Source organism: Streptomyces hoynatensis, assembly GCF_003626535.1.
Classification (GTDB): Bacteria; Actinomycetota; Actinomycetes; order Streptomycetales; family Streptomycetaceae; genus Streptomyces; species Streptomyces hoynatensis.
In genome coordinates, this window is sequence record NZ_RBAL01000014.1 from 148,082 (window position 1) to 172,456 (window position 24,375).

A 24,375-nucleotide genomic window follows, 5' to 3' on the forward strand; every position below is an offset into this window, starting at 1 on the left:
CCCGTACCCGGGCACCGGCCTCCTCCCCTTCTCCCGCAAGGTTTTCGCCGCCCAGCCGAAGGGGCTCTTCGCAGTGGAGGGTGCGGGGCGCGTCGGCGGGCGCGGTGCCCGTCGGTGCGTGTGGGGTCGAGGCCGCGCCGATGACGGGTCCTGCACCGCTCATGGAGAAGACCTCGGCGTGCCGGCGCTATCTGCCCTGACTCGGGTGGGGGGTTACCTCAGTGGGCATGCGGTGAACACGGCGTAGGCGAGGTAGTCCGTGTCGCGCCGGGGGTTGACGACGCTCAAGCGACGACGAAGTTCGGCGATCCAGAACCGGCTGGCGTCGTTGCTGTAGTAAGCGTCAGGGCCGAGGTACTCGAAGGCGCGGATGAGTACCCGATTGCGGCAGACGAAGTCGAACAGCGCGTCGAGGTAGGCCGCGAGGGCGTCGGCCGGGGCGGCTCCAGGGCCCAGTGGTGGCGGTCCGCCGGTCACGGCCTCGCGCAGGGTCGTGGCGCGCGGTTCGAGGATGTGCCGGATCAGGCCGGAACGATCGCCGAAGTGCCGGAACACGGCGGCCTTGCTGACGCCGGCGGCTTGCGCGATGTCCTGCACCGAGACGGTGACGACATCACCACGGTCGAGCAGCTCGGAGGCGGCCGCGAGGATCGCTGTTCGGTTGCGTACCGCGTCTGCGCGTCACTCCGGTGCGCTACGGCCCCGGCCTCGTGCAGCGCATCGCTGCCCTCGCACCTCAAGGCGTCGACGCCGCCCTGGACGTCGCCGGCCACGGCGCGATCGCCGACCTGATCCGACTCGTCGGTCGGCCCGAACGGGTCATCAGCCTCGCCGACGCGACCGCCGAGCAACTCGGCGCCCACTTCCTGTCCGGCGAGCCGGCCGACCTGCCCGGCATCCTCACGGAGGTGGCCGCCCTCGCTGCCGCCGGCGAGATCAACGTGCCGATCACCACCTACCCGCTCGTCAGCGCCGCGGACGCCCACGTGGCCAGCGAAACCGGTCATGTCCGTGGCAAGCTCGTTCTCCTCGTTGACTAACGCCCACACGCGGTGTTGCACCCTCCGCCGAGGATCGGCCTACCCGGCTGCGTCGGCGAGTTCCGGCGCGGGAGAACGCCGGGCCGGTGCCGAAGACCGTGGTCCAGGCATTGAGCCGGCCTGGAGGTCGCGGGCCGGGAACACGATCGCGGCAACGACGGGATTGCCGACGGCGAAGGTCCTTTCCGCGCGTGGTGGCCCGGGCGGCGTGCCGAGGTCCTTGCGGGTGGGCGCCGTTGGCACTGGTGGTCAAGCGGCGGAGATGCAGAACGGGTGCCCCTCGGGGTCGATCAGGACCGTCCACTGGCCTTCGCCCGGCTGGAAGTCGGGCTTGGTCGCGCCGAGGACCAGCAGCTCTTCTTCGGCGGCGGCGAGGTCGGCGACCGTGAAGTCGAGGTGGGCATGCGCGGGGCTCTCCGGCCACTGCTGCGCCCGGTAGCCGTCGATCCGCTGGAAGGCGAGCTGGAGGGGCCCGTCGCCCAGACAGACGGAATCGCCGTCGCTGTGGGTGATCTCCCCACGGGTCACGTTCCGGTAGAACTCGGCGAGTGCCCTGGGGTCGGCGCAGCCGAGGACGACGGCGCTGGGTCGGGTGCTGACGGCCATGACGAAGACTCCTCCTGTGTGGCGCTTGTGTCGCCTGCCCACTGAGCATCCGCGCCGGAGCACCACCGCGTCTTGAAGATCCTTGCGGGGCGTTGTCGTACCCGGGGCATAGCGTGTGCGGCGTGCTGTCCGCTGCGACCCTCGCTGCCCGACCGGAGTTCACCGTGGCCACGGTGGCCTGCCGGGCCCGTCACACCCGCTGGTCGGAGCCGGAGGAGTGCGGAGACCACCGCTTGGTGCTGGTGCGGCGCGGCCGGTTCCGGCGGTCGGCCGGGGGGAACGAGGCCGACCTGGACCCGACAGCGGGCTACCTGGGCGCGCCCGGACAGGAGGAACGGTTCGCGCACCCCGCAGGCGGCGACCTGTGCACGTCGATCAGCCTCGCGCCCGGATTCCGGGAAGGCGGCGAGAGCGCGACGGCGATCTACGTGGACGCGCGCGTCGACGTGGCCCATCGCCGCGTTCTGGCGGCCGCGCGCGGCGGCGACATCGACTACGCCGTGACCGAGGAACTGCTGCGGCTCGTCACGGTCGCGGCCAGGCGGCCCACCGAGCAGCCGAAGCCTGCCGACCGCGCACTGGTCGCCGCGGCTCGTGAGGCGATCATCGAGGGAGCGCCGGAGGCGGCGAGCCTGTGTGCCCTGGCCGGACTGCTCGGCGCTTCGCCGTACCGGCTCAGCCGCGCCTTCTCCCGGCAGATGGGCGTCTCCCTGACCCGCTACCGCAACCGGGTTCGCGTCGGCCGGTTCATGGACCGGCTGGCGGAAGGCGAAACCGGCCTCGCCCGCCTTGCCGCGGACCTCGGCTTCGCCGACCAGGCGCACCTCACCCGCACCGTCCGCGCACACCTGGGACACACCCCGACCGCACTGCGTCGACTGCTCGACGCGGACCGCCGGGGCACGGGGCCTCGGCCAGCGTGAAGTCGTTGCCCGGAGGCGGGGCCCGAGACGTGCGGTACCGGCAGCTAAGCTGGTCAGACGTTCGAATGATGAGGGAAAGCATGATCGACGTCGACGGATATCTGGGCCTGCTGGGGGTGGACCGGCCGGCGGCCCCGACCGCCGAAGCACTGTGGGCACTGCACCGGGCGCAGGTGGAACGGGTCGCCTACGAGACCCTCGACAACCAGCTGGGACGGCCGACGGGCATCGGCGCCGCGGAATCCGTCGCCCGGATCCTGCGCGGGCGCGGCGGCTACTGCTTCCACCTCAACGGGGCCTTCGCCGCGCTGCTGAAGGCTCTCGGCTACGACGTGACCCTGCACCGGGCCGGGGTCCAGGGCGAGGTCGAGGACCCCGAGGGCCCGGGCGGCGACCATCTCGCGCTCACCGTGGGGCTCGACGGCGAGCGATGGCTGGTCGACACCGGGCTCGCCGGCGGAATGTACGAGCCACTGCCCCTGCGCGAAGGCACCTACACCCAGGGGCCGTTCACCTACGCGATGGCCCCGTCGGTGGTGGTGCCCGGCGGCTGGCGGTTCACCCACGACCCCCGCGGCGCCTTCACGGCGATGGTCTTCGCGCCCGAGCCCGTGGAGCTGTCCTCCTTCGCCGCGGAGCACCACAGGCTGTCCACCTCCCCCGAGTCCGGATTCGTCCGGGTCTTCCAAGCCCAGCTCCGCGACGCCAAGGGCGTGGACATGCTGCGCGGCTGCGTGCTGCGCCGGATCGACGCCGAAGGCACGTACGAGCGGACCATCGACTCGGCCGACGACTGGTACGACGCACTGACCGACGTCTTCCACCTCAACCTGAGCGACGTCGACGCCCCCGCACGAGCGGCGCTGTGGCACCGCATACACACCGCGCACCAGGAGTGGGAAGCCGCGAGACAGCACGCGACAACGCCCTGACACGACGGTCGGCGCACCGGTTCCTGCCCGCCGTGGCCGGCCGGTCCTCCACGATCCGGCGCCTGACCACCAGCACGACCACGCCGCCGCCGTGCGGCGGGCCGCCGGTCCGCTCGTGGCCCGGCACGTCTGCCGCGTGGAGCACGCAGGGCTGGACCCGGCCGCCGGTGTGCGCGAGCCGGCCGAAGTCCTCCCGGGGCGGCGCCTGGCGGGGCCCCGGGTTGCGCAGCTCCCGGCTCAATGGTCGGCGCCGCCTGGGTCACCGACGACGTCATCTTCACCTCAGGGCGGCAGGCCGAGCGACGATCCACTGCCGCAACAGGCCCTGGTCACCGTGTCCCGCTATCGGTGCACCCGCTGCGGGCCTCGTCACGGCGAATGGCCTCAACAACGGCACCCGGCCGTTGCCCGCGTCGAGAAGTCGTACGCGGCAGCAGCTGCCTCTCTGACCCCGGCCCGGGCGAGAGGGGCCACCCCCGTACACACCGGCCCGCACCCCCACTCACCTCGGGACGGCGCCCCACCCCCCAACACCCCGGCAGGCAAAGGACCCCCCGCCACCCACGGCACCCCCCTTCCGCAGCCAGCCTCCCCCCTCGTGCATCCGCACGACGCCGCACCCGGCCGACGGCCCGCCACGTAGACCGCCCACCGTTTCCGCCCCCACCGTTTCCGCCCCCACCGAAGGTGGCCGCACCACTCCCATGCCCCCCGCGCCCCGGTGGAACGCAACCTGGTGCGCCCCCCACATTCGCCCCACGGTGGAGACATGACTACTTCTCCCGCCCCCTCCGCGACCCCTGTCGCCTCCGCCGCGTCCGCCGTATCAGCCGCCCCCGCCGCCCCCGCCGCCCCCACAACCCCCCTCGCCGGGCGGGTGGCCGTCGTGACCGGCGCGACCAGTGGCATCGGCGCCGCGATCGCCCGGCGGCTGGCCCTCGCCGGTACCTCCGTGGCGCTGCTCGGCCGCCGCGAGGAGCGGCTGGTGGAGCTGGCCGAGGAGGTGCGTCCGGCGGCCGCAGGTCGGGTGCTGCCGCTGGCCGTGGACCTCGCGGACTCCGATGCCCTCGCCGAGGCCGCGGCCTCCGTGCGCTCCGCCCTCGGCCGGGTGGACCTCGTCGTGGCCAACGCGGGCGCGATGCTCGGCGCGCCGTTCGAGTCCGCCGACATCGCCGAATGGGACCGCATGCTCGACGTCAACCTGCGCGGGCTGCTGCTCACGGGCCGCGTTTTCGCCGGCGATCTGCTCGCCGCGGCCGAGAGCGGGCCGGCCGACCTGGTGCACATCGGCTCGGTCGGCGGGCACGGCCTGTTTCCCAACTGGTCCGTCTACTGCGCCACCAAGGCCGCCGTGGCGCATCTGACCCGCAACCTGCGGGCCGAACTCGGGCCGCGCAAGGTGCGCGTACACGCCATCGAACCCGGCGTCACCCTCACCGAGTTGGGAGACGACATGCGCAACGGTGACATGCGCGAGGCGCTGGCGCAGATGCGGGCCGGCCTGCGGCCGCTGTCCGCCGAGGACATCGCCGAGTCCGTCGCCTTCACCGTCTCGGCACCGGCCCACGTGAACGTCGCCGAACTGATCGTGGTCCCCGTACAGCAGGGCTGAACTCCCCGCCGGGGCACGGGCCGCCGTGCCGGTGCGGCCCGTCGCCCGCCTCGCCGGAGCCGCAGGCGGCGGTGCGCCCCGCGCCACGCGCGGGCCCGCCGCGTTCAGGAGCCGTCGCCCAGGACGAACGGGGAGACGGACGGGACGTCGCCCGAGACGGGCACCTCGCCCTGGGTCCAGGGCATGGCCAGGGAATCGGTCTCGTCCGGCGGCGTGACCCAGAGGTACGCGGGCACCGCCGTGGTGGCACCGCTGATGTTCGGGTTTGCAAAGGAGAGACCCGCCCAGGCGCTCTCGCCCGGGCCCAGCGCCACGGGATGCATGTCGGGGATCTCCTCGCGCTCCGGGTCACCGCCCACCTGCCGGCCCGAGCCGTCCACGAACGCCGCCCCGGGATAGCCGTAGAGGAGGCAGTTCTCGTCGGACCCGTTGGTGACGACGAGGGCGAAGTGCGAGTTCCCCGCGCCCGGCCGGTTCTGGCCGATCTCCAGGCTCAGGTCGCGGGTGTGGCAGCGGGTTCCGGAACCGCTGCCGTCGCCGTTGCCCCCCGCGCCGTCATCCGAGGCGGCGGAGTCCGGCTGGCCGCCCGACGCCCCGTCCCCCTGCGCCGCCTCGCCGCCTCCGGACTCGCCGTCCGCCGCCTCGTCCCCCTCCGCCGGGGCCCCGTCCTCCGGCGCCTCCTCACCCGTCGCCTCGTCCTGCGGGAACTTGTCCCGGTCGCCCGACGCCGGCTGTGCCGTGCCCGACAGGCTCTCCGGTTCCCCCGGCTTCTCCTCGTCCCCGCAGGCGCTGAGCAGCAGCCCCAGAACGGCGACGCCCGAGGCCAGCGCGATCCCGCGGGCCCGGCCCCGGCTCCGGTGCGCGGCCCGGCCCGCGCTCCGGTGCGCCACCGGCGCGCCCCCGATGCCCTGAGCCGCCTCGCCGCCGTGGAAGTTCACCATCGCCCTACTCCTTGCCATCCCGCTTGCGCGTCGCGTCTGCGAACGGCGCGCTCTGCTCCGTCACCCGTGTCCGATGCGGGGCGGCGCACGGAAGTTCGCGCGGAGGGCACGGCAATCTCGTTTTTTTTGCTCGCGGGTGCGCGGGTGCGCGGGTGCGCGGGTTCGTGGGGAGAGGCCGGGGCCCGTGCGCGGGGTCTGTGGGCGGTCTACGTGGCGCGTTGTCGGCCGGGTGCGGCGTCGTGCGGATGCACGAGAGGGAGACTGGCTGCGGAAGGGGGGGTGCCGTGGGTGGCGGGGGGTTGGCTGTCTGCGGGGGTGTTGGGGGGTGGGGCGCCGTCCCGTGGTGGGTGGGGGTGCGGGCCGGTGTGTACGGGGGTGGCGGGTCTCGGGGTGGTGGGGGTCAGAGAGGCAGCTGCTGCCGCGTACGACTTCTCGGGGTGGGGAACGGCCGGGCGCCGTTGTTGATGCCATTCGCGGTGACGAAAGACCACCGGGGTGACCGGAGTAGCGACGCGGGCCCTTCGGTTCCTCGTTGCGGAAGGGCAGGGCAAGGGCAGCGCAAGTGCGCGAGGCGTCCGGTCGAGAACGCGGGCCCCTCGGCGGCACGTACGACGTGTGCACCAACGTCTACGACAACCGCGCCGCCAGCGTCGCCGACTGGCGCATCTCCCGCGCCTGACCCCCGGCCGGCGGGGTCTGCATACAGGCCCCGCCGGCACACAGGGCGATCACCAGCGGCCCGCTCTGCGTGGCGGGGGAGCTGCGGGGTGGTGCCGGGCGCTCTTCCCGGTCTGTCAGGGGGTGCGGGCCGGTGGCCGCCGGGGTGGGGGCTGGCTCGCCGCCTTCGGCAGGCCGGAGGGGAGCGGTGGTCGGTGTTCTGCGCGGTTCAGGTTGCGTACCGCCGGGATGGCCAGCAGCAGAGCGCAGGTGAGGAGCGCCATGCCTGCGGACACGTAGAGCAGCGGCACCGCCCCCGCGGCCCCGGCCAGTGGCCCGGCCGCCGCCTGCCCGACCGGCTTCATCACCAGCGAGCCGGCCGCGTCGTAGGCGTGGACCCGGCCGAGGACCTCGTGCGGGACGTGCGTCTGCACGCTGGTGTGGAACATGACGACCCAGAACGCCATGCCCACCCCGCTCACCCCGTAGCACCCGGCGACGAGCGGCGTGGGCAGGCCAAGCGCGACCCCCAGCGGCATCAGCGTCCACAGGACCATGGAGAAGGCGCCGGCCCGGAGCGGGTGCCGCGGGCGGAGCCGGATCGCGACGATCCCGCCCAGCACGCTTCCCACCCCGAGAGACGACATGACCAGGCCGAACGCGGATGTTCCGTAGTCGGTCACCAGGGCGCTGTTGCCGAGAGTCGTGGCGGGCCCGGCGCCGGCCAGCTGCCACAGCATGAAGACGACGATGACGCTCCACAGCCAGGTCCTGACCCGGAACTCCCGCCACCCCTCGACGAGATCGGCCCGGAACGAGGCGCCGCCCCGCCCGGCCGCGCCCATCGGGACCGAGCGGAGCAGGAGCAGGCAGGCGCCGCTGACGCCGTAGGTCAGGGCGTCGAGGGCGACCACCGTCGCCGGTGAGGAGACGACCAGCAGCAGGCCCGCCAGCGAGGGGCCGACCACGGCGGCGGCGGACTCCGAGATGCGGAGGGTCGCGTTCGCCTTCAGCACGTCCCGGGCAATGCGCGGGGTGACGCTGGCGACTCCCGGCTGGAAGAGCGCGCCGCCCGCCCCGACCAGGCCAAGCAGCAGCACGATCTGCCACAGCGGCGGCGTGCCCAGCAGGAACAGCAGCGCGAGCACCGTCTGAAAGCACAGCCGGGTGACGTCGGAGACCACCATCAGCCGCCGGGCGCCGAAGCGGTCGGACAGCACCCCGCCGAAGATGATCAGCGCGGCGAACGGCGCCACCAGCGCGGCCAGCGCGTAGCCGACGCCGCTCGTGCCGTATCCGGCCCCGAGCACCGCGGCGGTGATCGCGACGGGCAGCATCGCGTCGCCCAGCAGGGAGGTGGTGCGGGCCGTGAAGAACAGCCGGAAGTCCGCCGTCCACAGGGGCGATTCGGGCGAGGCCGCGCCGAGTTGCGGGCCGCGGGCCGTGTCCGTGTCAGCCACCGCGCACCGTCCCCACGCCTGCCGTCGATCCCGACCAGGGCGTCACTCTCGTGCCTCGGCCGCCCGCAGTCAACGGAATTCGCCGCCCCCTGGCGGAGGCGCGGCCGCCTCGCCCGGCCCCCATCCCCGGCGCCCACGGCGGTCGCCCGGCGCGAACCACCCACCGCGCGCGACCCGCGACGGCCGGAACGCACCGGGCGTGCCCGTCATCCGGAACGGGGGTGCCGCGCGGGCGGGTGCCGTGCGAGCCTGTCGGCGGCCACGGCACGACCAGAACGGGGAGAAACGATGGACGGACTGACGGACGCGCGGATCGTGCCCGGGACCTCCCTTTCCGCGACGCCGATCAGCATCGGCACCTCCTTCCTCGGCAACCCGCCGGGACCCCAGGGGGAACCCGCCGCGGAAGCCAACGCCCTGGCAGAAGCCCTCTTCGACGGGCCGTTCGCCGTGATCGACACCTCCAACGCCTACGCCGAGGGCCGCAGCGAGACGGTGCTGGGGGGCGCCGTCCGCCGCGTGGGGCTGCCCGTGGGCAAGGCGATCGTCACCAAGGTCGACGCCGACCCGGAGACCGGGGCGCTGGACCGCGACCGGGTCCTGCGCTCGTTCGAGGAGAGCACGGCGCGCCTGGGCCTCGAACGCCTCCCGCTGCTCCACCTGCACGACCCCTACACGATCGAGGTCCGCGACGCCTTCGCGCCCGGCGGGGCCGTGCAGGGGCTGCACGAGCTGCGCGACCAGGGGCTGGTCGGGGCCGTCGGCATCGCCGCGGGGCCGGTGTCCCTGATGCGCCGGTACGCCGAGAGCGGGGCCTTCGACGTCCTGCTGACCCACAACAGGTACACGCTCGTGGACCGCCGCGCGGAAGAGCTGATCGCCTACGCGGCGGACCGCGGCATCGGCGTGTTCAACGCCGCCCCGTTCGGCGGCGGCATCCTCGCGGGCTCGGGCGAGACCTATGCCTACCGCCAGGCGGGACCCGGTCTCCTGGCCTGGCTGGCGCGAGCCCGCGAACTGTGCACACGCTGGGGCGTCCCCCTGCCCGCGGCGGCGCTCCGGTATTCGCTGCGCCACCCGGGAATCGCCTCGACCGTCGTGGGCGTCGGCCGCCCGGAACGGCTCGCGCAGCTCGCGGAACTCCAGGCCCCCGCCGTTCCCGAGCCGTTCTGGCCGGAGCTGGCCGCCCTCGGAACGCCCCCGTCGACCTTGGAAGACTGACCGGCCACCCACCCCCACCCATACGGCAGATGGGCCCGTCCACGCGCGATCCCCCGCCAGGACGTGCGCACTTGCGCCAGACACCGACCAGAGAACAGCCGCCCCGCTCCGCCCACCGCCACCGCCCAGCCCCCGGGGACGAGAACATCCGGCACTTCGCCGCCCACCTCCCCGCACTGCCGGGCGGCCCGGGGGCGACCCGGGCCGCCCGCCAATTCATCCACAGCTGTGGACAACCACCCCCGCCCGCGGACGACTCCCGCCCATGGACCGCTCCCGCCCGGGGACCGCTCCCGCCCATGGACGACCCCGCCCGCGGACCGCTTCGCCGCTTACAGCCCGACCCCGCCGCCGCGAGCCCGACACCAGGCTCCGACACGACAGGCCGCCTCCCCTCGTCACGGCGTCCCCTCGTCACGGCCTTCCCTCGTCACGGCGTCCCCTCGTCACGGCGTCCCCTCGTCACGGCGAATGGCCTCAACAACGGCGCCCGGCCGTTGCCCGCGTCGAGAAGTCGTACGCGGCAGCAGCTGCATCGGTGACCCTCGCCCCGGCGAGAGGGGCCACCCCCGTACACACCGGCCCACACCCCCACCCACCTCGGGACGGCGCCCCACCCCCAACACCCCGGCAGACAAAGGCCCCCCGCCACCCACGGCACCCCCTTCCGCAGCCAGCCTCCCCCTCGTGCATCCGCACGACGCCGCACCCGGCCGACAACCCGCCACGTAGACCGCCCACAGATTCCGCCCCGCGCGTCCGCCCCGCGCGTCCGCCCCGCCGCGCCGAACAACACCGCCGCACCGCGCCGCGCCGAACAACACCGCGCCGCACCACACCAGCTACGCGACCGGAAAATCGAAATACGTGTCCGGGTAGGGCTCGTTCTCCAGCGTGTAGTGCCACCACTCGCAGGCGTAGGGGCGGAACCCGCACTCCTCCATGAGGGACCGGAGCCGCCGCCGGTTTCCCGCTTCCGTTGCCGTGAGTCCCGGTGCGCCGTGGTGGGAGAGGGGGTCCATCACGTCGTGGTCGCCGCCCATGGGCGCGAGTTCGCCGGTATCCAGGTGGTACAGCGTCAGGTCGACCGTGCTGCCGCGGCTGTGGCCGGACTTCGCGGCCACGTATCCCTTTTCGAACATCTCGGCGCGGTTGATGTTCGGGTAATGCCGCGCCTTCGTCCGGCCGTCCTCCGGTTGCTGTGCCCAGCGGAGAAAGCAGTTCACGGCGCGTTGCGGGCGGTAGCCGTCCCAGAGGAGAAGGCCGAAGCCGAGCGATTCCGCCTTCTCCTGCACCCTGGTGAGGGCCGCGCACAGGGCCCTGGTGCCGGCGATCCGGTTCACCAGGTATCCGTCGACCGGTTTGCCGGTGAAGTTGTCCCAGGTGGCGTACTTGGCGTCCCAGCGCAGCCCGGGCACGAGTTCGTCGACGAAGGCGAAGTCCTCATGCATCGGTTTTTCCCGTCAATGCCAGGGACACCAAGCGGTCGACGACCTCGGCAAGCGGCAGTCGGGCCGCCGCCATCATTCTCGGGTAGCGGCTGTAGGAGGTCATGCCGGGCAGGGTGTTGACCTCGTTGAGGACCACTTCGCCGTCCTCCCTGAGGAACATGTCCACCCGCGCGATTCCCCGGCAGCCCAGGGCGCGGTACACGGCCTTTGCCGTCTCCTGGACGCGCAGGCGTGCCTGTGCCGGGATGTCGGCGGGAACGATCGGGGTCGAGTTCTCGGAGCCGCTTTCCGGCTCGTTTTCCTGGTGGATTCTGAAGAAGCCGTGGGAGAGGGCGATGTGGTCCACCTCGCCGGCGATCAGGTCCGGATCGTTTCCGAGGATGGCGCAGCCGATTTCGCTGCCGGCGACGGCCTCCTCGACCAGCACCTTCGAGTCGTACTTCCGGGCCGCTTCCAGCGCGCCCGGCAGTTCCTCCTTTCCGGACACCTTGCTGACGCCGAAGGACGAGCCGGAACGGGCCGGCTTCACGAAGACCGGGTAGGTGAGCCGGTCGGGGTCGACGTCCTCGTTTGCCGCGACGGTCAGGAATGCGGGCGTGGCGATCCCGGCGCTTTTGGCGACGAGGTAGGCGAGGGACTTGTCCATGCACAGGGCGGAGCTTTGGACGTCGCAGCCGACGTAGGGGATGCCGGAGAGCTCCAGCAGGCCCTGCATTGCGCCGTCCTCGCCGAGCTTGCCGTGCAGGACGGGCAGCACCACATCCAGGCCGATCGTTCCGTAGCGTCCCTGCTCCAGAACGAGCAGTCCGTGGACGTTTCTGTCCGGTGAGAGCACGACAGGGCGGCACCTGCCGTTCTCCCAGTCCGGCTCGGGCCCGTCGCAGAGCCGCCAGGCGCCGCTCCTGGTGATCCCGATGTAGAACGGCTCGTACTTCTCGGCGTCGAGGTGCCGCGCGATCTCCTGCGCGGACTTGACGGAGACCGGGTGCTCCTCCGAGACACCGCCGAATATGATTCCGATCTTCAGTCTAGTCATGCTGATGTGTGCTCTCAAATTCCAGGCAGTTGACGAGGGAGTTTTCGACCATGTCCCTCAGGGCGTGGTCCGTGTAGTAGGCGATGTGCGGGCTGACGAGTGCATTCGGCAGCTTTTGCAGCCGCAGCAGCGGCTTGTTGTCGAGGGGGCGGTTCCTGTGGTCGGCGTAGAAAATTCCTTCCTCTCCTTCGAGGACGTCCAGTGCCGCGCCGGCCAGCCTTCCGCTTTCCAGCGCCGGGACCAGGGCCTCGGTGTCGACGAGTGGGCCGCGCCCGGTGTTGATGAGGAACGCGCCGGGCTTCATCTGCTCGATGCGCCGGCGATTCAGCAGGTGATGGGTGTCCGCGTCGAGTGGCGCGTGGAGCGTGACGATGTCGCTCAACCGCAGCAACTCGTCGAGCGGGACGTAGTCGGCGGCCGTCTTGGGGCGTTTGTCGTAGGCGACCGTGTGGCAGCCGAATCCCCGCAGCCTTTCCACGACCGCCGAGCCGATGCGTCCGGTGCCCACCACCCCGACGGTCAGGTCCCGGAGTTCCCTTCCGCGCATGCCGTGCAGCCGGTAATCGTGCACGTCCGTGCGGCGGATGACGGTCTTCGCGTGGCGCACCGCCATCAGCATCAGCATCAGGGTGTAGTCGGCCACGCTGTCGGGGGAGTAGGCGACGTTCTCCACGGAAATGCCGAGGCTCGCCGCGTACTCCACGTCGATGTGGTTGTAGCCGATGCTTCTGGTGGAAATGTACCTGACGCCGATCCGGCTGAGGGCGCGGAGGGTGCGGGAGGTGATCCGGGTCTTGTGGCCGATGCTGACGCAGCGGTTTCCCCGGGCCAGTTCGGCATTCGCCTCGGAGGCGCCCGATTCCGTGAGGGTGGGCGTCACGCCGAGGCGCGGGGCCAGCTCCCGGAACAGGACCGCCTCGTCCCGCCCGCATCCGTAGACGGTGATTCCCGTCGCCGGAGCGGCCGAGGTGGACGAGGCCGGCGGCGCGGAGGTGGGATGGGCCGCCGTTCTTGCTGGTTCGCTGAAGACCATGCCTCAAGTCAAGGCGGCGTGGCGTTGCCGGCGCGTATGCAGTTTTCGATAAGCCGCCCATATACTACCGGCCGGTAAGGTTATTCTCCGCGTATCGAAAAGCGGATACGCGCCGGCAACGTCAACGCGCCTTGACTGGCGGCATGACCCACAGCGAACCGGCGTCCGCCGCACACCCCGTCAGCCCGCCGCCCCTCCTTCGCGCGCTCCCGCTCGCCGGCGTCCGCGCCGCCCGGCCGTGATCCCGCTCAGCCTCGCCGAGATCGCCGCGGTCGTCGGCGGCAGGGTCGAGGGCAACGCCGCCGTGACGGTGACCGCCCCGGCCGTGCTCGACGGCCGGCAGGCCGAGCCGGGCGGCCTGTTCGCCGCCTTCGCCGGCGAGCACGTCGACGGCCACGACTACGCCGCCCAGGCCCGCCAGGCCGGCGCGGTGGCCGTGCTCGGCTCCCGGCCCACCGCGTTGCCCACCGTCCTGGTCGAGGACGTCCGGGCCGCGCTCCAGGCGCTCGCCGTCCACGTCGTGGCCCGGCTGCGTGACCGGCTGACCGTCGTCGCGCTGACCGGCTCCCAGGGCAAGACCGGCACCAAGGACCTGCTCGCGGCCGTGCTGGCGAGCGCCGCGCCGACCACCGCCACCCTCGGCTCGTTCAACAACGAACTCGGCGTGCCGCTCACCATGCTGCGCGCCGACCCGGCCACCCGGTTCCTCGTCCTGGAGATGGGGGCCCGCCGCGTCGGCGACATCGCCGCACTCACCGCGCTGGTCGCCCCCGACATCGCCGTCGTGCTCAACGTCGGCCAGGCCCACCTCGGCGAGTTCGGCTCGCGCGCGGCCATCGCCAGGGCCAAGGGCGAGCTGGTGCGGGGCCTGGCGCCCGGCGGCACCGCCGTCCTCAACGCCGACGATCCCCGGGTGGCCGCGATGCGGGCGTTCGCCGAGGGCCCCGTGCTGACCTTCGGCCGGGCGCGGCACGCCGACGTGCGGGTGCTCGACCCGGCGCTCGACCGGCTCGGCCGGCCCTCGTTCACGCTGCGGACCGCCCGCGCCTCGGCCCGGGTCACGCTGCCGCACGTGGGCGCCCACCAGGCGCTCAACGCGTCGGCCGCCGCGGCCGCCGCCCTGGCGGCCGGCGTGCCCCTCGACGCGGCAGCGGCGGCGCTGGCCACCTCCTCGCTGTCGCGGTGGCGGATGGAACCGCGCGACCTGGCCGGTGGGGCGGTGCTGCTCAACGACTCCTACAACGCCAACCCCGACTCCACCCGCGCCGCCCTGGACGCCCTGGCGGCGATCGGGGCCCGGCGCCGCATCGCCGTCCTCGGCGAGATGCTCGAACTGGGCGAGGACAGCGAGGCGGAGCACCGCGCCGTCGGGGAGTACGCCGCCGCCCGCGCGGACGTGGTCGCCGCGGTCGGGGAGGCCGCCCGGGCGATCGCCGAGGGCGCGGGCGAACGGGCGGTGCTGCTGGCCGGCAACGACGCCGCCGTCGACTGGCTGCGCAACCACCTCGCCGCCGGGGACCTGGTGCTCGTGAAGGGCTCCCGCGGGGCGCGCCTCGACGAGGTCGCCGCCCAACTCGCCTAGCGGGATGGGAGGAACCCGCCGCGGCGCGGCACCGTGGCGGCGTGCCGCCGTGCCGCCGTGACTTCGCGGTCCCGCACCCCGTGCCGCCGTGGCCGCCGTGCGGTGCGCGGCGGCCCCCGGCTCAGCGCCTGCGCCGCTTCATGTACAGGTCGAAGACCCGGTAGACCATCGGCCGCAGCGGCAGGTCCCACTCGCCGGCGTACCTCACCGCCTGACCGCCGGTGCCCGCCTTGAACTGGATCAGCCCGACGTGCGGGTCCCCGGCGTCGAGGGTGGGCGTGATCCCGCGCAGGTCGTAGACGTCGCAGCCGCCCGCCAGCGCGTCGCGGATCATCGCCCACTGGCAGGCGTTGGAGCCGCGCACCTCGCGCTTGTGGGTGGAGGAGGCGCCGTAGGCGTAGCAGGCGTGGGCGCCGACGCGGATCAGGAGGGTGGCGGCGACCAGGTCGCCCCGGTGGTGGGCCAGGTAGAGCCTGATCCGCTCGGGGTCCTCGGCCCGCAGCGCCGCGTACATCGTCTCGAAGTAGCGCAGCGGCCGGGGCGTGAACCGGTCGCGTTCCGCGGTGTGGACATACAGGTCGTGGAAGCCTTGCAGGTCCTCGCCGACCGTGACCTCGACGCCCTCCTTGGCCGCCTTCTTGATGTTGCGGCGCCAGAGCTGGTTCATGCCCGAGAGCACCTCGCCCTCGGACCTGCCCGCCAGCGGGATCTCGTACTTGAACTGCGGATGCCCCACCCCGAAGCCGTCCAGGGGGCTCTGCGGCAGCCAGCCGGCCTCCGCGAGGCGGCCGGTCACCCGGGCGCCGACCGGGTCGGCCTCCCCGCCGGGCAGGTCGGTGAGCCGCGCGATGTCCGGATCGGCAATGCCCTCCTTGACCCGGGCGGCGCCCCACACATGGGTGCGCACCGGCGGGCCGAGCCGGATCGCGAACGCGCCGCGCGCCTTCAGATAGTCCGCCAGCGGGCCCAGGAACGCGTCGATCTCGCCCGCCCAGTCGATGACGGGGCCCTCGGGCAGGTAGGCCAGGGTCAGGCGGTCGAGCCGCGGCACCGGGCGGTACAGGACGAGCCCGGCGCCGACCAGCCGCCGCCCGTCGTACCAGCCGAGGGACTCGCTGCGCCACTCGGTCTTGACGCGGCCCCACGCGGGCGTCTGCAGGAAGCTGACCGACCGCTGCGCCTGCACGAACTCCAGATGCCGTTCGGCGCTGATCGGCCCCACGGTCAGCCGCGTGCCCGCGAGCCGCGCCCCCCGGCGGTGTGCGGTTGCGCTCACCTCTCCGCCGTCCTCGCGCCGGCCTGCGCCGTCTTCGCGTCGGCGCTCCCGGAGGGGGCGCTGCCGCACCCCGGGCGCCACCGGCCCCGGGCTGCCGTGGGTACTGGTTCGCTGTAGGGCATGCCTCAAGTCAATCCGGGGTGCTGTTGCCGGCGCGTATGCGGTTTTCGATACGCGGGCGATAGGTGGCGGGCCGGCGCCGCACGGGCCCGGGGCCGCGGTCTCCCCGTCTCCCGGTCCTCCGGCCCTCCGGCCCTGCGTGCCCCGCGTGGTCACGCGAAGCTGATGCCCGCGGCCACCGGCAGGTGGTCGCTGCCGGTGGCCGGGAGGTTCCAGGCGCTGTCCGCCCGCACGCCCCCGACCAGGATCTGGTCGACCCGGGCCACGGGGAACGTCGCCGGCCAGGTGAAGCCGAAGCCGTCCCCCGCCACCTCCTGCGCCGAGCGCAGCTGCGAGGTGAGGCCGTCGAACGCGCGGTCGTCCATGGTGCCGTTCAGGTCGCCGAGCAGCACCACCCGCTCGTTCCGCTCGGCGGCCACGGCCCGGGCGAGCGCCTGCGCGCCGACGTCCCGCCGGATCGTCCAGAAGCCGCTCCTGGGAAACACCCGCACCGAGCCCAGGTGGGCCACGTAGACCGCGAGCGGCCCCCGGTCCGTGGCCACCGTGGCGTGCAGCGCCCGGGGGGAGCCCATGGCGACGTCGACCGGCCGCGTGTCCGACAGCGGCAGCCTGCTCCACAGCCCGACCGTGCCCTGCACCGTGTGGTACGGGTACGTCTTCGCCAGCTCCTCCTCGCACGCGCTCGTGGCCTGCGGGGTCAGCTCCTCCAGGGCGAGCAGGTCCGCGCCCGAGGCGGCCAGGTCGCGGGCGGCGCCGGCCGGGTCGGGATTGCCGGCGCCGACGTTGTGGCTGACCACGGTGAGGTCGCTGTGGCCCGGATGGGACTTGTCGACGAGCAGTCCCCCGAAGAGGTGCAGCCAGGCCGTGACCGGCAGCAGCAGCGCGGCCACCGCGGAGGCCGAGCGGCGCCACAGGGCCGCGACCAGCAGCGGCGGGACGAACAGGCCGAGCCAGGGCAGGAACGTCTCCACCAGGCTGCCGAGGTTTCCCGTCCCGCCGTTGGGGATCTCCGCGTGCGCCAGCAGGAGCAGGCCGAGAAGCAGCGCCAGCGCCGCGAGCACCAGGCCCCGCTTCCAGGGCCCCGGCCGGAAGCAGCCGCGGATCGCCCGGCGGAGGCGCCCTCGCCAGGCGCCCTGGCCGCCGTCGGGCCGGGCGCCGGGGAGCGGGGACGCCGCCGGGGCGGCCGACCCGGTCGGCATGGTCGTTGCCGTGGCGGTCGCCGGGGCGGCGGTCGCCGGGGCGATGAGGAGGAGCCGGCGAACCCGGCGGAGCATTGTTCGTGGCGAGGGCGGGGTTCGCGTCATCCCACCAGTCAAGGCGGACCGATGTTGCCCTCGCGTATGCGACGTTCGATACGCTGACAATATGCGCCGACTTGTAGCATTCATGCTATGCGCGTGTTGATTGTCGAGGACGAGCCCTATCTCGCCGAGGCCATTCGCGATGGCCTGCGCCTGGAGGCGATCGCGGCCGACCTCGCCGGGGACGGCGACACCGCACTTCGGCTGCTGGACATCAACACCTACGACATCGCCGTCCTCGACCGCGACATTCCCGGGCCCTCCGGTGACGAGATCGCCACCCACATCGTCTCCTCGGGCAGCGGCATGCCGATCCTCATGCTCACCGCGGCCGACCGTCTCGACGACAAGGCCTCCGGGTTCGAACTCGGCGCCGACGACTACCTCACCAAGCCGTTCGAGCTGCAAGAGCTCGTCCTCAGGCTCAGGGCACTCGACCGCAGGCGCGCATACAACAGGCCGCCCGTGCGGGAGATCGCGGGCCTGCGGCTCGACCCTTTCCGCCGCGAGGTCTACCGGGACGGCCGTTATGTCGCATTGACCAGAAAGCAGTTCGCCGTTCTCGAAGTCCTCGTCGCCGCGGAGGGCGGCGTGGTCAGCGCCGAGGAACTCCTGGAACGGGCCTGGGACGAGAACACCGACCCGTTCACCAACGCCGTCCGCATCACCGTCTCCGCCCTGCGCAAACGACTCGGCGAACCCTGGCTCATCGCCACGGTGCCCGGCGTCGGCTACCGCATCGACTCCGGCCCCGACCCCACCCGCACCGGCGACGCTCATGACTAGACGGCCAGGACTCAGCGCCCGCCTGAAATTCACCCTCAGCTATGCCGGGTTTCTCTTTCTCGCCGGCGCCCTCCTGCTGGCCGTCGCCTGGATCTTCGTGGTCCGCTGGCTGCCGAGGGGCGACCCCAGATTCGACCTCCTGCGCGGCTTCGCGCCTGCCGCCGTCGCGGCCCTGGTCTTTCTGCTGGTGTTCGGTCTTTTGGGTGGGTGGATTCTTGCCGGGCGGATGCTGGCGCCGTTGACGCGGATTGCTCATGCGGCGCGGATGGCGGCGGATGGTTCGCTGTCTCATCGGGTCCGTCTGGAAGGGCCCGCGGATGAATTCCGGGAGCTTGCGGACGTCTTCGACACGATGCTGGAGCAGCTCGAATCGCACATCGTGGAGCAGCAGCGGTTCGCGGCCAATGCCTCTCACGAGTTGCGTACTCCGCTGGCGATTTCGAAGACGCTTCTGGATGTGGCGCGTACCGATCCGGATCGGGACCCGGGGGAGGTTATCGACCGGCTGCATGCGGTCAATACGCGGGCGATCGATCTCACCGAGGCGTTGCTTTTGCTGAGCCGGGCCAACCGGCGTTCCTTCACCCGGGAACGGGTGGACCTGTCCCTGTTGGCGGAGGAGGCCACCGAAACCCTGTGGCCGCTGGCGGAGAAGCACGGCGTCACCCTGGAAACCTCCGGGGACGCCGCCCCCACGCTCGGTTCGCGTGCGCTGTTGCTGCAGTTGACCACGAACCTGGTGCAGAACGCGATCGTCCACAACCTGCCCGGACGCGGCACCGCCTGGGTTCACACCGGCACCCGCCCCGACGCGGTGGTGCTGACCGTCGAGAACACCGGGGAGCACCTTTCCCCTGAGCTGGCCGCGACGCTCACCGAGCCCTTCCGGCGCGGCACCCAACGCGTCCACAGCGAGCGCAGCGACCATGCCGGCGTCGGGCTGGGCCTGGCCATCGTCAAAACCATCACCGAGGCACACGCCGGAACCCTCACCCTCACCCCCCGCCCCACCGGCGGCATCCGCATCACCGTCGAACTCCCCACCCCCGGCACCGCCACCCCGGCGGCTACTCGGCGGCCGTACGAATCTCACCGCCGCTGAGGTTCCGCGCGGTGTTGACCAGGCCCACCATGCTGAACGCCTGCGGCGTGTTCCCGATCTGCCGCTTCAGCCGGGTGTCGTACTCCTCGCTGAGAAGGCCCACGTCGTTCCGCAGCGCCAGCAGGCGTTCGAACAGGGCCTTGGCCTCCGCCACGCGGCCGGTGCCGTGCAGGGCGTCGGCGAGCCAGAAGGTGCAGGCGAGGAACGCTCCCTCCGTGCCGGGCAGCCCGTCCACGCCCCCGTCGGCCTCCGGCCGGTAGCGCAGCACGAAGCCGTCCTCGGTCAGCTCCCGCTCCACCGCCGCCAGGGTGCCCCGCATCCGCGGGTCCGACCAGGGCAGGAACCCGACGCGGGGCAGCAGCAGCAGCGCGGCGTCCAGCCCCTGCGAACCGTAGAACTGGGTGAACGTCCCGCGCTCCGCGTCGTACCCCTTCGCGCAGACCTCGTCGTGGATCCGGTCCCGCAGCGCCGCCCACCGGTCGGCGGGACCCGGCAGCCTGCCCTCGTGCACCGCCCGCACGCCCCGATCCAGGCCGGCCCACGCCATCACCTTGGAGTGGACGAAGTGCCGCCGCTCGCCGCGCACTTCCCAGAGGCTGTTGTCGGGGTCGTTCCAGTGCCCCTCCAGGAAGTCCAGCATCGCGTGCTGAAGGTTCCACGCCGTCTCGCTCATCGCGAGGCCGCTCTCCCGCGCGAGGTGCAGGCTGTCCAGCACCTGCCCCCACACGTCCAGCTGGAACTGGTCGACCGCCGCGTTGCCGATCCGCACCGGCGAGGCGCCCTCGTACCCCTCCAGCCAGTCCGCGGTCCACTCCGGGATGCGGCGGGTGCCGTCCAGCGCGTACATGATCTGCAGGTCGGCCGGGTCCCCGGCCACCGCGCGCAGGAGCCACTCCCGCCACTCGTACGCCTCCTCGATGAAGCCCGTGTCCAGCAGCGCCTGCAGGGTGAAGGTGGCGTCGCGCAGCCAGCAGTAGCGGTAGTCCCAGTTGCGTTCCCCGCCGATCTGCTCCGGCAGGGAGGTGGTGGCGGCGGCCAGGATTCCGCCGGTCGGCGCGTAGGTCAGCGCCTTCAGCGTGACCAGGGAACGCCGCACGGCGTCCTGCCAGTGCCCCCGGTAGTCGCACACCGACATCCAGGTGCTCCAGAACCGTTCGGTGTCGGCGAGGGCCCACTCCGCGTCGACCGGCTCGGCGGACGGGAGGTGCGAGGGCTGGTACAGCAGGATGAACGGCACCCGGTCGCCGGGCCCGACGGTGAACTCCGCGGAGGTCTCGTTGCCCGAGCCCTGCGTGGCGACGGGGGTCCTGAGCCAGACGGCGTCGGGTCCGGCCACCGTGTTCAGGTCCCCCTCGATGCGGCTCACCCACGGAAGGATGTGGCCGTAGTCGAAGCGCAGCCGCAGATGCATCCGCATCGGCACCCGGCCGGAGAGGCCCTCGACGACCCGGACCACGTCCGCGGCCTCGCCGCGCGGCGGCATGCAGTCGATGACGCGCACGGAACCCTCGGGGGTGTGCCACTCGCTCTCCAGGATCAGGGACTCGCCGCGGTACTGCCGCCGGTGGGCCGTCCCCCCGGCGGCGGGCGCCAGCCTCCAGTGGCCGGCGCTCTCGTCGTGCAGCAGCGCGGCGAAGCAGGCGCGCGAATCGAAACGGGGCAGGCACAGCCAGTCAATGGACCCGTCCCGGCCCACGAGCGCGCCGGTCTGCAGGTCGCCCAGCAACGCGTAGTCCTCGATCTCGGCGGACATCTGTCAGCCTCCTGTGCGCCCAGGGGCCCGGGCGCAGCCGAAGGTACCCACGTCTGCGGCCCGGGTATCCCGCATCGGGCATCCCAATCCCCGCCCCACCCGGGTACCGCCGCACCACCCCGCGCCCCCGCACCCCCGCGCCCCCGCGCCCCCGCACGCGCCGCCGCCGCTCGCGCCCCGCGCGCCCGCGCGCCCGCCCCCTCACGCCCGGGTGCCCCCGTGCCCGCGCCTCTCTCGCCCGCGCGCTCGGAGTGCCCAGTGACACCCGACCTGATGATCGTCGGCGCGTTGCTCACCGGGCTCAACGCCGCCATCGAGGCGGCCGAAGGCGGCCACCGGGCTCGCCGCCGCGCGGGCGGGAACCGCGTAGGCGGTACCCGGGGTCACCGCGGGCGTGCGTTCCGTTTCGGCGGCGGCGGCGGTTCGCGCCGCGCGGGGCCGGTCCTCTCGCCGGAAAGTGCCAGGGAACCTCCGGCAGGTTCCCGGGCGCTTTCCGGTGTGGACCCGAAGAACGTCGCGGCTGCTCAGCAGTGGGATGCGCTCGCCTTGGACCGGCTTATCGACGAACGGGCCCCCTACGTACGCCGGTTGTGCGCGTACGCCGGTTGTGCGCACGGATGGCGCCCGCGGCGGCCGAGGACCGACGCGGAGACGCAGGCCGCACTCGGCTCCCTGAAGACCACCGGCATGGCCCGGTACGTCCTGGGCTACTTCCACGGCTGGCGGCTCCTCGACTCCTGGCTGGCGCCCCCCGGAACGAAACGCCAGGGTGCGCCGCCTCCTCACCGAGCAACTCCTCCCGGCCGACCTGAACCGGCAGGACTGACCCGGCGCGGACCCGCACGGGACCCCGCGAACGCGCCCCGCGCCCCGCGACGCGCCCCGCGTCCCCGTGCCCGCTCGCCCACTGCGGGGCCGGAGCCGACCGGCCCCGGCCCCAACGCAGGCGCACCGCACCGGGGTTCGGCCGCCCGGCCGCCTGTGGCCCCGGTCAGTCGTATAGCAGCCCAGAACGTGTACGGGTTCCAGGGCCGTGACACGGAAGCCGAAAGCGCCTTCACGTGTTGTTGAAGTATTCACGGGCGCACTGACGGAACTCCCTCACATGCTCATCGAAATCTCTCAGAGCCGCCCTAAATATGGCATCACGCTGCTCTTCGGATTCCTGTACAAGGAGGGCTGCCGAGCTATTGGGAATGGCGAGATCCAAAGGATTGACCAGCGACAAGGTGAGATTACCTGACTCTACGATGCGCGAAGCGAAGTCGATCAAGGAGTCAGGCCCCTCCAGGTCTATTACAGTGCCGCAGCGATTTATCCCTTTGAGTAAATCGCGGGTTTCATTGAATCTCAATCCGAATTCGCGTTCGGCGCGGGCTGCGTCCTCTCTGCTCTGTTCGTCCGGCCATAGTCGCAGAATCGAATTGTGCGTGAATAGTTTTCCCAGCGAATCATAAAAGGTGTGAGTTGCGTCAAGAAAGTCTGCGGCTGCTTTTCGCTGCCAGTCTCGCCGATCCCTTTCGAGCGGCGCCGTCCGTGTAGCTTCTGCTGATTTGTGTGTACCGTCTGCGGCTTTCAGCGCTGCCTGAGCGTTGGCCAAGGCTGCCTGTGCAGCGCGGCTTGACGCTCGTGCCTGGATGAACGTTGCAGGCACCCCGACTAGTGCCACAGCCATCGTTGCCAAAGTTGCCGCTGTCTGTAGCGTGCTCATGGCAAGAGTCAAGCATACCCCCACCCCACCTCGCGGCTCCGGTGCGGATATACGCCGCAAGTTCAGCGGTGATCACGGAGACGGCTAAGGTTCTAGGCAGAACGGCCCCAGGCGTCCCGGCCCCGAACGTCTGGATATGGCCAACTTCCGCATCTGGGATGAGGGACGGCTGTTCCCCGGGCCGCACTCGCGCTACCCGGCCCGTTCCCACTCGGCGAGCGCTGTCGAGATCAGTGCACGCACGTCGGGTCCGTATACCGCTGACTGTTGCAGCATGGTGAACGCGCGGCTGTACAGCTTGAGTTCTCGGGGCTGAGTTACTGAAAGCTCTGCCGAGGAGGTCTCCACAATCACCAGGCTGTCGTCAAAGAAGCTGAACGGGTTGCCCGTCCATATCTTCTGTTTCGCCGTGCGCGGGATGATGCCGAGGCTCAGTCGGGGAAGGGTCGTGACCGCCAACAACCTGTCGAGCTGCCGCGCATGACCTCGGGTCCGCCGTAGTTGGTATAGAGGGCTTGTTCCCCGAGAATGACACTGAATCGACGGTCGCCCTTGTACAGGAACTGCTGTCGCTGCATGCGCATCGCTACAGCTTCGTCCGTGTCGTCGGGAATCTGTAGAAAATCAATGACCTGTCGAAAGGTGGCGGCGGCGTAGTCTGCGGTTTGCAGCGTGCCCCATACGGTGGCCGGTTGAAAGATGCGGAAGTTGGGCGTTCTTTCGTGCAGCGGGAGCGAACGTTTTTGATGCGTCTTGGCTCCGGCGACAAAGGTGCGTCGCCATTCGAGCCACATGGCCTCGATGTTGCGTGTCGTTGTGACGAGATCTGGAATCTGCTCTTCGGCGCCGACAATGCGGCATCAGGTGTGCAGGTCTGGTTCGGTGATCGTTTGCTTATACCGTGTTCGATCCGGGAGACCTTAGACAGGTGCCAGCCTGCGGCATTGGCCAGCGTCCGGCCGGTGAGCCCCTTCTCTTTCCGGAGCTCTCTCAGTCGGGCGCCGAATACCTCTCGTGCTTGCTGAGCGTTGTTCGACACGGCGGAGGTCAGCGCGTGTAGTCGTCGTACGGGATAGCGAGGGACCAGAGTTCGTCTCTGACGCGCACAGCCTCGCTGACAACCGCCGCGTCCGTGATCAGTTCCGCCCCTTCGAATCGCCCGTCGGGGCGGAAGTGGGTCACCGCCAGCGTTTCACCGTCGAAGAGCCACCAGTCGTTTCCGTCGGCTGGAAACTGGAAGCCATCCGGGATGTGGTGCCGGGGCAGGTACCGGATTTCTTCACCCGCCTCGTGGTTCCGGCGAACGCCGGGTTCTGCGGGCGGTCTACGGGGCGGGTGGTTGGGCGGGTGCGGAATCTGTGGGCGGTCTACGTGGCGGGCCGTCGGCCGGGTGCGGCGTCGTGCGGATGCACGAGAGGGAGGCTGGCGGCGGAAGGGGGGTGCCGTGGGTGGCGGGGGGTTGGCTGTCTGCGGGGGTGTTGGGTGGTGGGGCGCCGTCCCGTGGTGGGTGGGGATGCGGGCCGGTGTGTACGGGGGTGGCCCTCTCGCCGGGGCGGGGGCTACCGATGCAGCTGCTGCCGCGTACGACTTCTCGGCGTGGGCACGGCCGGGCGCCGTTGTTGATGCCATTCCCGTCGACGAGTAGGGGGACTTGCCTTGTACGCAGGGGCATTGATCGACGATCAGTGGCTCGACGTCTCTCTCCCTAAAGGTTGTCTCGTAACTGTTGTGGCTGGTGCGCGTTGGGCTGATCGTGCAGGTGCTGAGTGCGGAACGTCGTGACGTGATCGAGGTGTTCACCGGTCTGGCGCCGGGCCGCTTCCGGCGGCTGG

General features: G+C 71.8%; 21 protein-coding genes and 1 pseudogene. 8 read left to right on the plus strand and 14 right to left on the minus strand.

Translation table 11 applies throughout. The annotated features are described in order from the left end of the window. Positions 1–213 precede the first annotated feature (213 nt). Positions 214–651, minus strand: a complete 438-nt coding sequence (locus D7294_RS22235) for a TetR/AcrR family transcriptional regulator (protein WP_120682521.1) — start codon at positions 649–651, stop codon at positions 214–216. 38 nt (positions 652–689) lie between these two features. Here D7294_RS22235 and D7294_RS22240 point away from each other — a divergent pair, with 38 nt between their 5' ends. Further along, positions 690–1,040 (plus strand): zinc-binding dehydrogenase, encoded by a 351-nt coding sequence (locus D7294_RS22240; protein ID WP_158674681.1) that lies wholly within the window; start codon positions 690–692, stop codon positions 1,038–1,040. A gap of 249 nt (positions 1,041–1,289) precedes the next feature. Here the strand turns inward: D7294_RS22240 and D7294_RS22245 are convergent, their stop codons facing one another. After that, positions 1,290–1,646, minus strand: a complete 357-nt coding sequence (locus tag D7294_RS22245; RefSeq protein WP_120682525.1) for a VOC family protein — start codon at positions 1,644–1,646, stop codon at positions 1,290–1,292. A 122-nt stretch (positions 1,647–1,768) separates the two neighbouring features. Between D7294_RS22245 and D7294_RS22250 the strand changes: the two genes are divergently transcribed. From D7294_RS22250 to D7294_RS22265, 3 genes are all read left to right on the plus strand, one after another. Continuing rightward, a complete protein-coding gene (locus tag D7294_RS22250) occupies positions 1,769–2,569 on the plus strand; it encodes a helix-turn-helix domain-containing protein (protein WP_120682527.1) in 801 nt (266 codons plus the stop codon). An 80-nt stretch (positions 2,570–2,649) separates the two neighbouring features. After that, on the plus strand, positions 2,650–3,501 hold the full coding sequence (locus D7294_RS22255; protein WP_206619541.1) for an arylamine N-acetyltransferase family protein: 852 nt from the start codon (positions 2,650–2,652) through the stop codon (positions 3,499–3,501). An 886-nt stretch (positions 3,502–4,387) separates the two neighbouring features. Continuing rightward, positions 4,388–5,113 (plus strand): SDR family oxidoreductase, encoded by a 726-nt coding sequence (locus D7294_RS22265; protein ID WP_338325687.1) that lies wholly within the window; start codon positions 4,388–4,390, stop codon positions 5,111–5,113. A gap of 104 nt (positions 5,114–5,217) precedes the next feature. Here the strand turns inward: D7294_RS22265 and D7294_RS33780 are convergent, their stop codons facing one another. Beyond that, a complete protein-coding gene (locus D7294_RS33780; protein WP_120682531.1) occupies positions 5,218–6,054 on the minus strand; it encodes a DUF4232 domain-containing protein in 837 nt (278 codons plus the stop codon). Between the two features lie 794 nt (positions 6,055–6,848). Next, positions 6,849–8,171 carry an MFS transporter gene (locus D7294_RS22275; protein ID WP_120682533.1) on the minus strand — a complete coding sequence of 441 codons (1,323 nt, stop codon included), beginning with the start codon at positions 8,169–8,171 and terminating at the stop codon, positions 6,849–6,851. A 288-nt stretch (positions 8,172–8,459) separates the two neighbouring features. Here D7294_RS22275 and D7294_RS22280 point away from each other — a divergent pair, with 288 nt between their 5' ends. Next, the gene (locus tag D7294_RS22280) at positions 8,460–9,392 is read left to right on the plus strand and encodes an aldo/keto reductase (RefSeq protein WP_120682535.1); all 933 of its coding nucleotides are present in this window, start codon (positions 8,460–8,462) and stop codon (positions 9,390–9,392) included. Between the two features lie 842 nt (positions 9,393–10,234). Here D7294_RS22280 and vanX read toward each other — a convergent pair. From vanX to D7294_RS22295, 3 genes are read right to left on the minus strand one after another with little or no spacing between them, the layout of a single operon-like run. Further along, positions 10,235–10,843: a D-Ala-D-Ala dipeptidase VanX gene (gene vanX, locus D7294_RS22285; protein ID WP_120682537.1), complete on the minus strand. Its 609-nt coding sequence runs from the start codon at positions 10,841–10,843 to the stop codon at positions 10,235–10,237. Further along, complete coding sequence (gene vanA-Sc, locus D7294_RS22290; RefSeq protein WP_120682539.1) at positions 10,836–11,879, minus strand: D-alanine--(R)-lactate ligase VanA-Sc; 1,044 nt, start codon at positions 11,877–11,879, stop codon at positions 10,836–10,838. Before vanA-Sc ends, vanX begins: the two co-directional genes overlap by 8 nt. Continuing rightward, the gene (locus D7294_RS22295; protein WP_120682541.1) at positions 11,872–12,912 is read right to left on the minus strand and encodes a D-isomer specific 2-hydroxyacid dehydrogenase family protein; all 1,041 of its coding nucleotides are present in this window, start codon (positions 12,910–12,912) and stop codon (positions 11,872–11,874) included. The genes vanA-Sc and D7294_RS22295 overlap by 8 nt, the downstream gene beginning before the upstream one ends. A 238-nt stretch (positions 12,913–13,150) precedes the next feature. Between D7294_RS22295 and D7294_RS22300 the strand changes: the two genes are divergently transcribed. Next, the gene (locus tag D7294_RS22300; protein ID WP_120682543.1) at positions 13,151–14,494 is read left to right on the plus strand and encodes a UDP-N-acetylmuramoyl-tripeptide--D-alanyl-D-alanine ligase; all 1,344 of its coding nucleotides are present in this window, start codon (positions 13,151–13,153) and stop codon (positions 14,492–14,494) included. A gap of 121 nt (positions 14,495–14,615) precedes the next feature. Here the strand turns inward: D7294_RS22300 and D7294_RS22305 are convergent, their stop codons facing one another. Continuing rightward, positions 14,616–15,770, minus strand: coding sequence for a lipid II:glycine glycyltransferase FemX (locus tag D7294_RS22305; protein WP_120682545.1), 1,155 nt, complete (start codon positions 15,768–15,770; stop codon positions 14,616–14,618). Between the two features lie 272 nt (positions 15,771–16,042). Further along, positions 16,043–17,089: an endonuclease/exonuclease/phosphatase family protein gene (locus D7294_RS22310; RefSeq protein ID WP_120682574.1), complete on the minus strand. Its 1,047-nt coding sequence runs from the start codon at positions 17,087–17,089 to the stop codon at positions 16,043–16,045. A 192-nt stretch (positions 17,090–17,281) separates the two neighbouring features. On the opposite strand from D7294_RS22310, the gene D7294_RS22315 reads away from it, so the two are divergent. Both D7294_RS22315 and D7294_RS22320 read left to right on the plus strand, forming a co-directional pair. Next, positions 17,282–17,977: a response regulator transcription factor gene (locus tag D7294_RS22315; protein WP_120682547.1), complete on the plus strand. Its 696-nt coding sequence runs from the start codon at positions 17,282–17,284 to the stop codon at positions 17,975–17,977. After that, positions 17,970–19,079 (plus strand): sensor histidine kinase, encoded by a 1,110-nt coding sequence (locus D7294_RS22320; RefSeq protein WP_120682549.1) that lies wholly within the window; start codon positions 17,970–17,972, stop codon positions 19,077–19,079. The genes D7294_RS22315 and D7294_RS22320 overlap by 8 nt, the downstream gene beginning before the upstream one ends. Here the strand turns inward: D7294_RS22320 and D7294_RS22325 are convergent. From D7294_RS22325 to D7294_RS34020, 5 genes and pseudogenes are all read right to left on the minus strand, one after another. Then, on the minus strand, positions 19,045–20,832 hold the full coding sequence (locus tag D7294_RS22325) for a glycoside hydrolase family 15 protein (RefSeq protein ID WP_120682551.1): 1,788 nt from the start codon (positions 20,830–20,832) through the stop codon (positions 19,045–19,047). The two genes, D7294_RS22320 and D7294_RS22325, sit on opposite strands and share 35 nt — an antisense overlap. A 1,057-nt stretch (positions 20,833–21,889) precedes the next feature. After that, complete coding sequence (locus D7294_RS31640; RefSeq protein WP_147450893.1) at positions 21,890–22,543, minus strand: hypothetical protein; 654 nt, start codon at positions 22,541–22,543, stop codon at positions 21,890–21,892. Positions 22,544–22,735: 192 nt separating this feature from the next. Further along, positions 22,736–23,244: pseudogene (locus tag D7294_RS34010) on the minus strand (DUF5753 domain-containing protein). Then, positions 23,130–23,582 carry a helix-turn-helix domain-containing protein gene (locus D7294_RS34015; protein ID WP_422070727.1) on the minus strand — a complete coding sequence of 151 codons (453 nt, stop codon included), beginning with the start codon at positions 23,580–23,582 and terminating at the stop codon, positions 23,130–23,132. The pseudogene D7294_RS34010 and the gene D7294_RS34015 overlap by 115 nt, the downstream one beginning before the upstream one ends. 8 nt (positions 23,583–23,590) lie before the next feature. After that, positions 23,591–24,172, minus strand: coding sequence for a DUF6879 family protein (locus D7294_RS34020; protein ID WP_422070728.1), 582 nt, complete (start codon positions 24,170–24,172; stop codon positions 23,591–23,593). Between the last annotated feature and the right edge of the window lie 203 nt (positions 24,173–24,375).

What these genes read in the sequence shown, in the direction of transcription:
- D7294_RS22255 (WP_206619541.1), top strand. Translation starts at nt 2,650, where the DNA reads ATGATCGACGTCGACGGATATCTGGGCCTGCTGGGGGTGGACCGGCCG.
- D7294_RS22325 (WP_120682551.1), bottom strand. Translation starts at nt 20,832, where the DNA reads ATGTCCGCCGAGATCGAGGACTACGCGTTGCTGGGCGACCTGCAGACC.
- vanA-Sc (WP_120682539.1), bottom strand. Translation starts at nt 11,879, where the DNA reads ATGACTAGACTGAAGATCGGAATCATATTCGGCGGTGTCTCGGAGGAG.
- D7294_RS22320 (WP_120682549.1), top strand. Translation starts at nt 17,970, where the DNA reads ATGACTAGACGGCCAGGACTCAGCGCCCGCCTGAAATTCACCCTCAGC.
- D7294_RS22280 (WP_120682535.1), top strand. Translation starts at nt 8,460, where the DNA reads ATGGACGGACTGACGGACGCGCGGATCGTGCCCGGGACCTCCCTTTCC.
- D7294_RS22245 (WP_120682525.1), bottom strand. Translation starts at nt 1,646, where the DNA reads ATGGCCGTCAGCACCCGACCCAGCGCCGTCGTCCTCGGCTGCGCCGAC.
- D7294_RS33780 (WP_120682531.1), bottom strand. Translation starts at nt 6,054, where the DNA reads ATGGTGAACTTCCACGGCGGCGAGGCGGCTCAGGGCATCGGGGGCGCG.
- D7294_RS22295 (WP_120682541.1), bottom strand. Translation starts at nt 12,912, where the DNA reads ATGGTCTTCAGCGAACCAGCAAGAACGGCGGCCCATCCCACCTCCGCG.
- vanX (WP_120682537.1), bottom strand. Translation starts at nt 10,843, where the DNA reads ATGCATGAGGACTTCGCCTTCGTCGACGAACTCGTGCCCGGGCTGCGC.
- D7294_RS34020 (WP_422070728.1), bottom strand. Translation starts at nt 24,172, where the DNA reads ATGGCATCAACAACGGCGCCCGGCCGTGCCCACGCCGAGAAGTCGTAC.
- D7294_RS31640 (WP_147450893.1), bottom strand. Translation starts at nt 22,543, where the DNA reads ATGAGCACGCTACAGACAGCGGCAACTTTGGCAACGATGGCTGTGGCA.
- D7294_RS22315 (WP_120682547.1), top strand. Translation starts at nt 17,282, where the DNA reads ATGCGCGTGTTGATTGTCGAGGACGAGCCCTATCTCGCCGAGGCCATT.
- D7294_RS22310 (WP_120682574.1), bottom strand. Translation starts at nt 17,089, where the DNA reads ATGCCGACCGGGTCGGCCGCCCCGGCGGCGTCCCCGCTCCCCGGCGCC.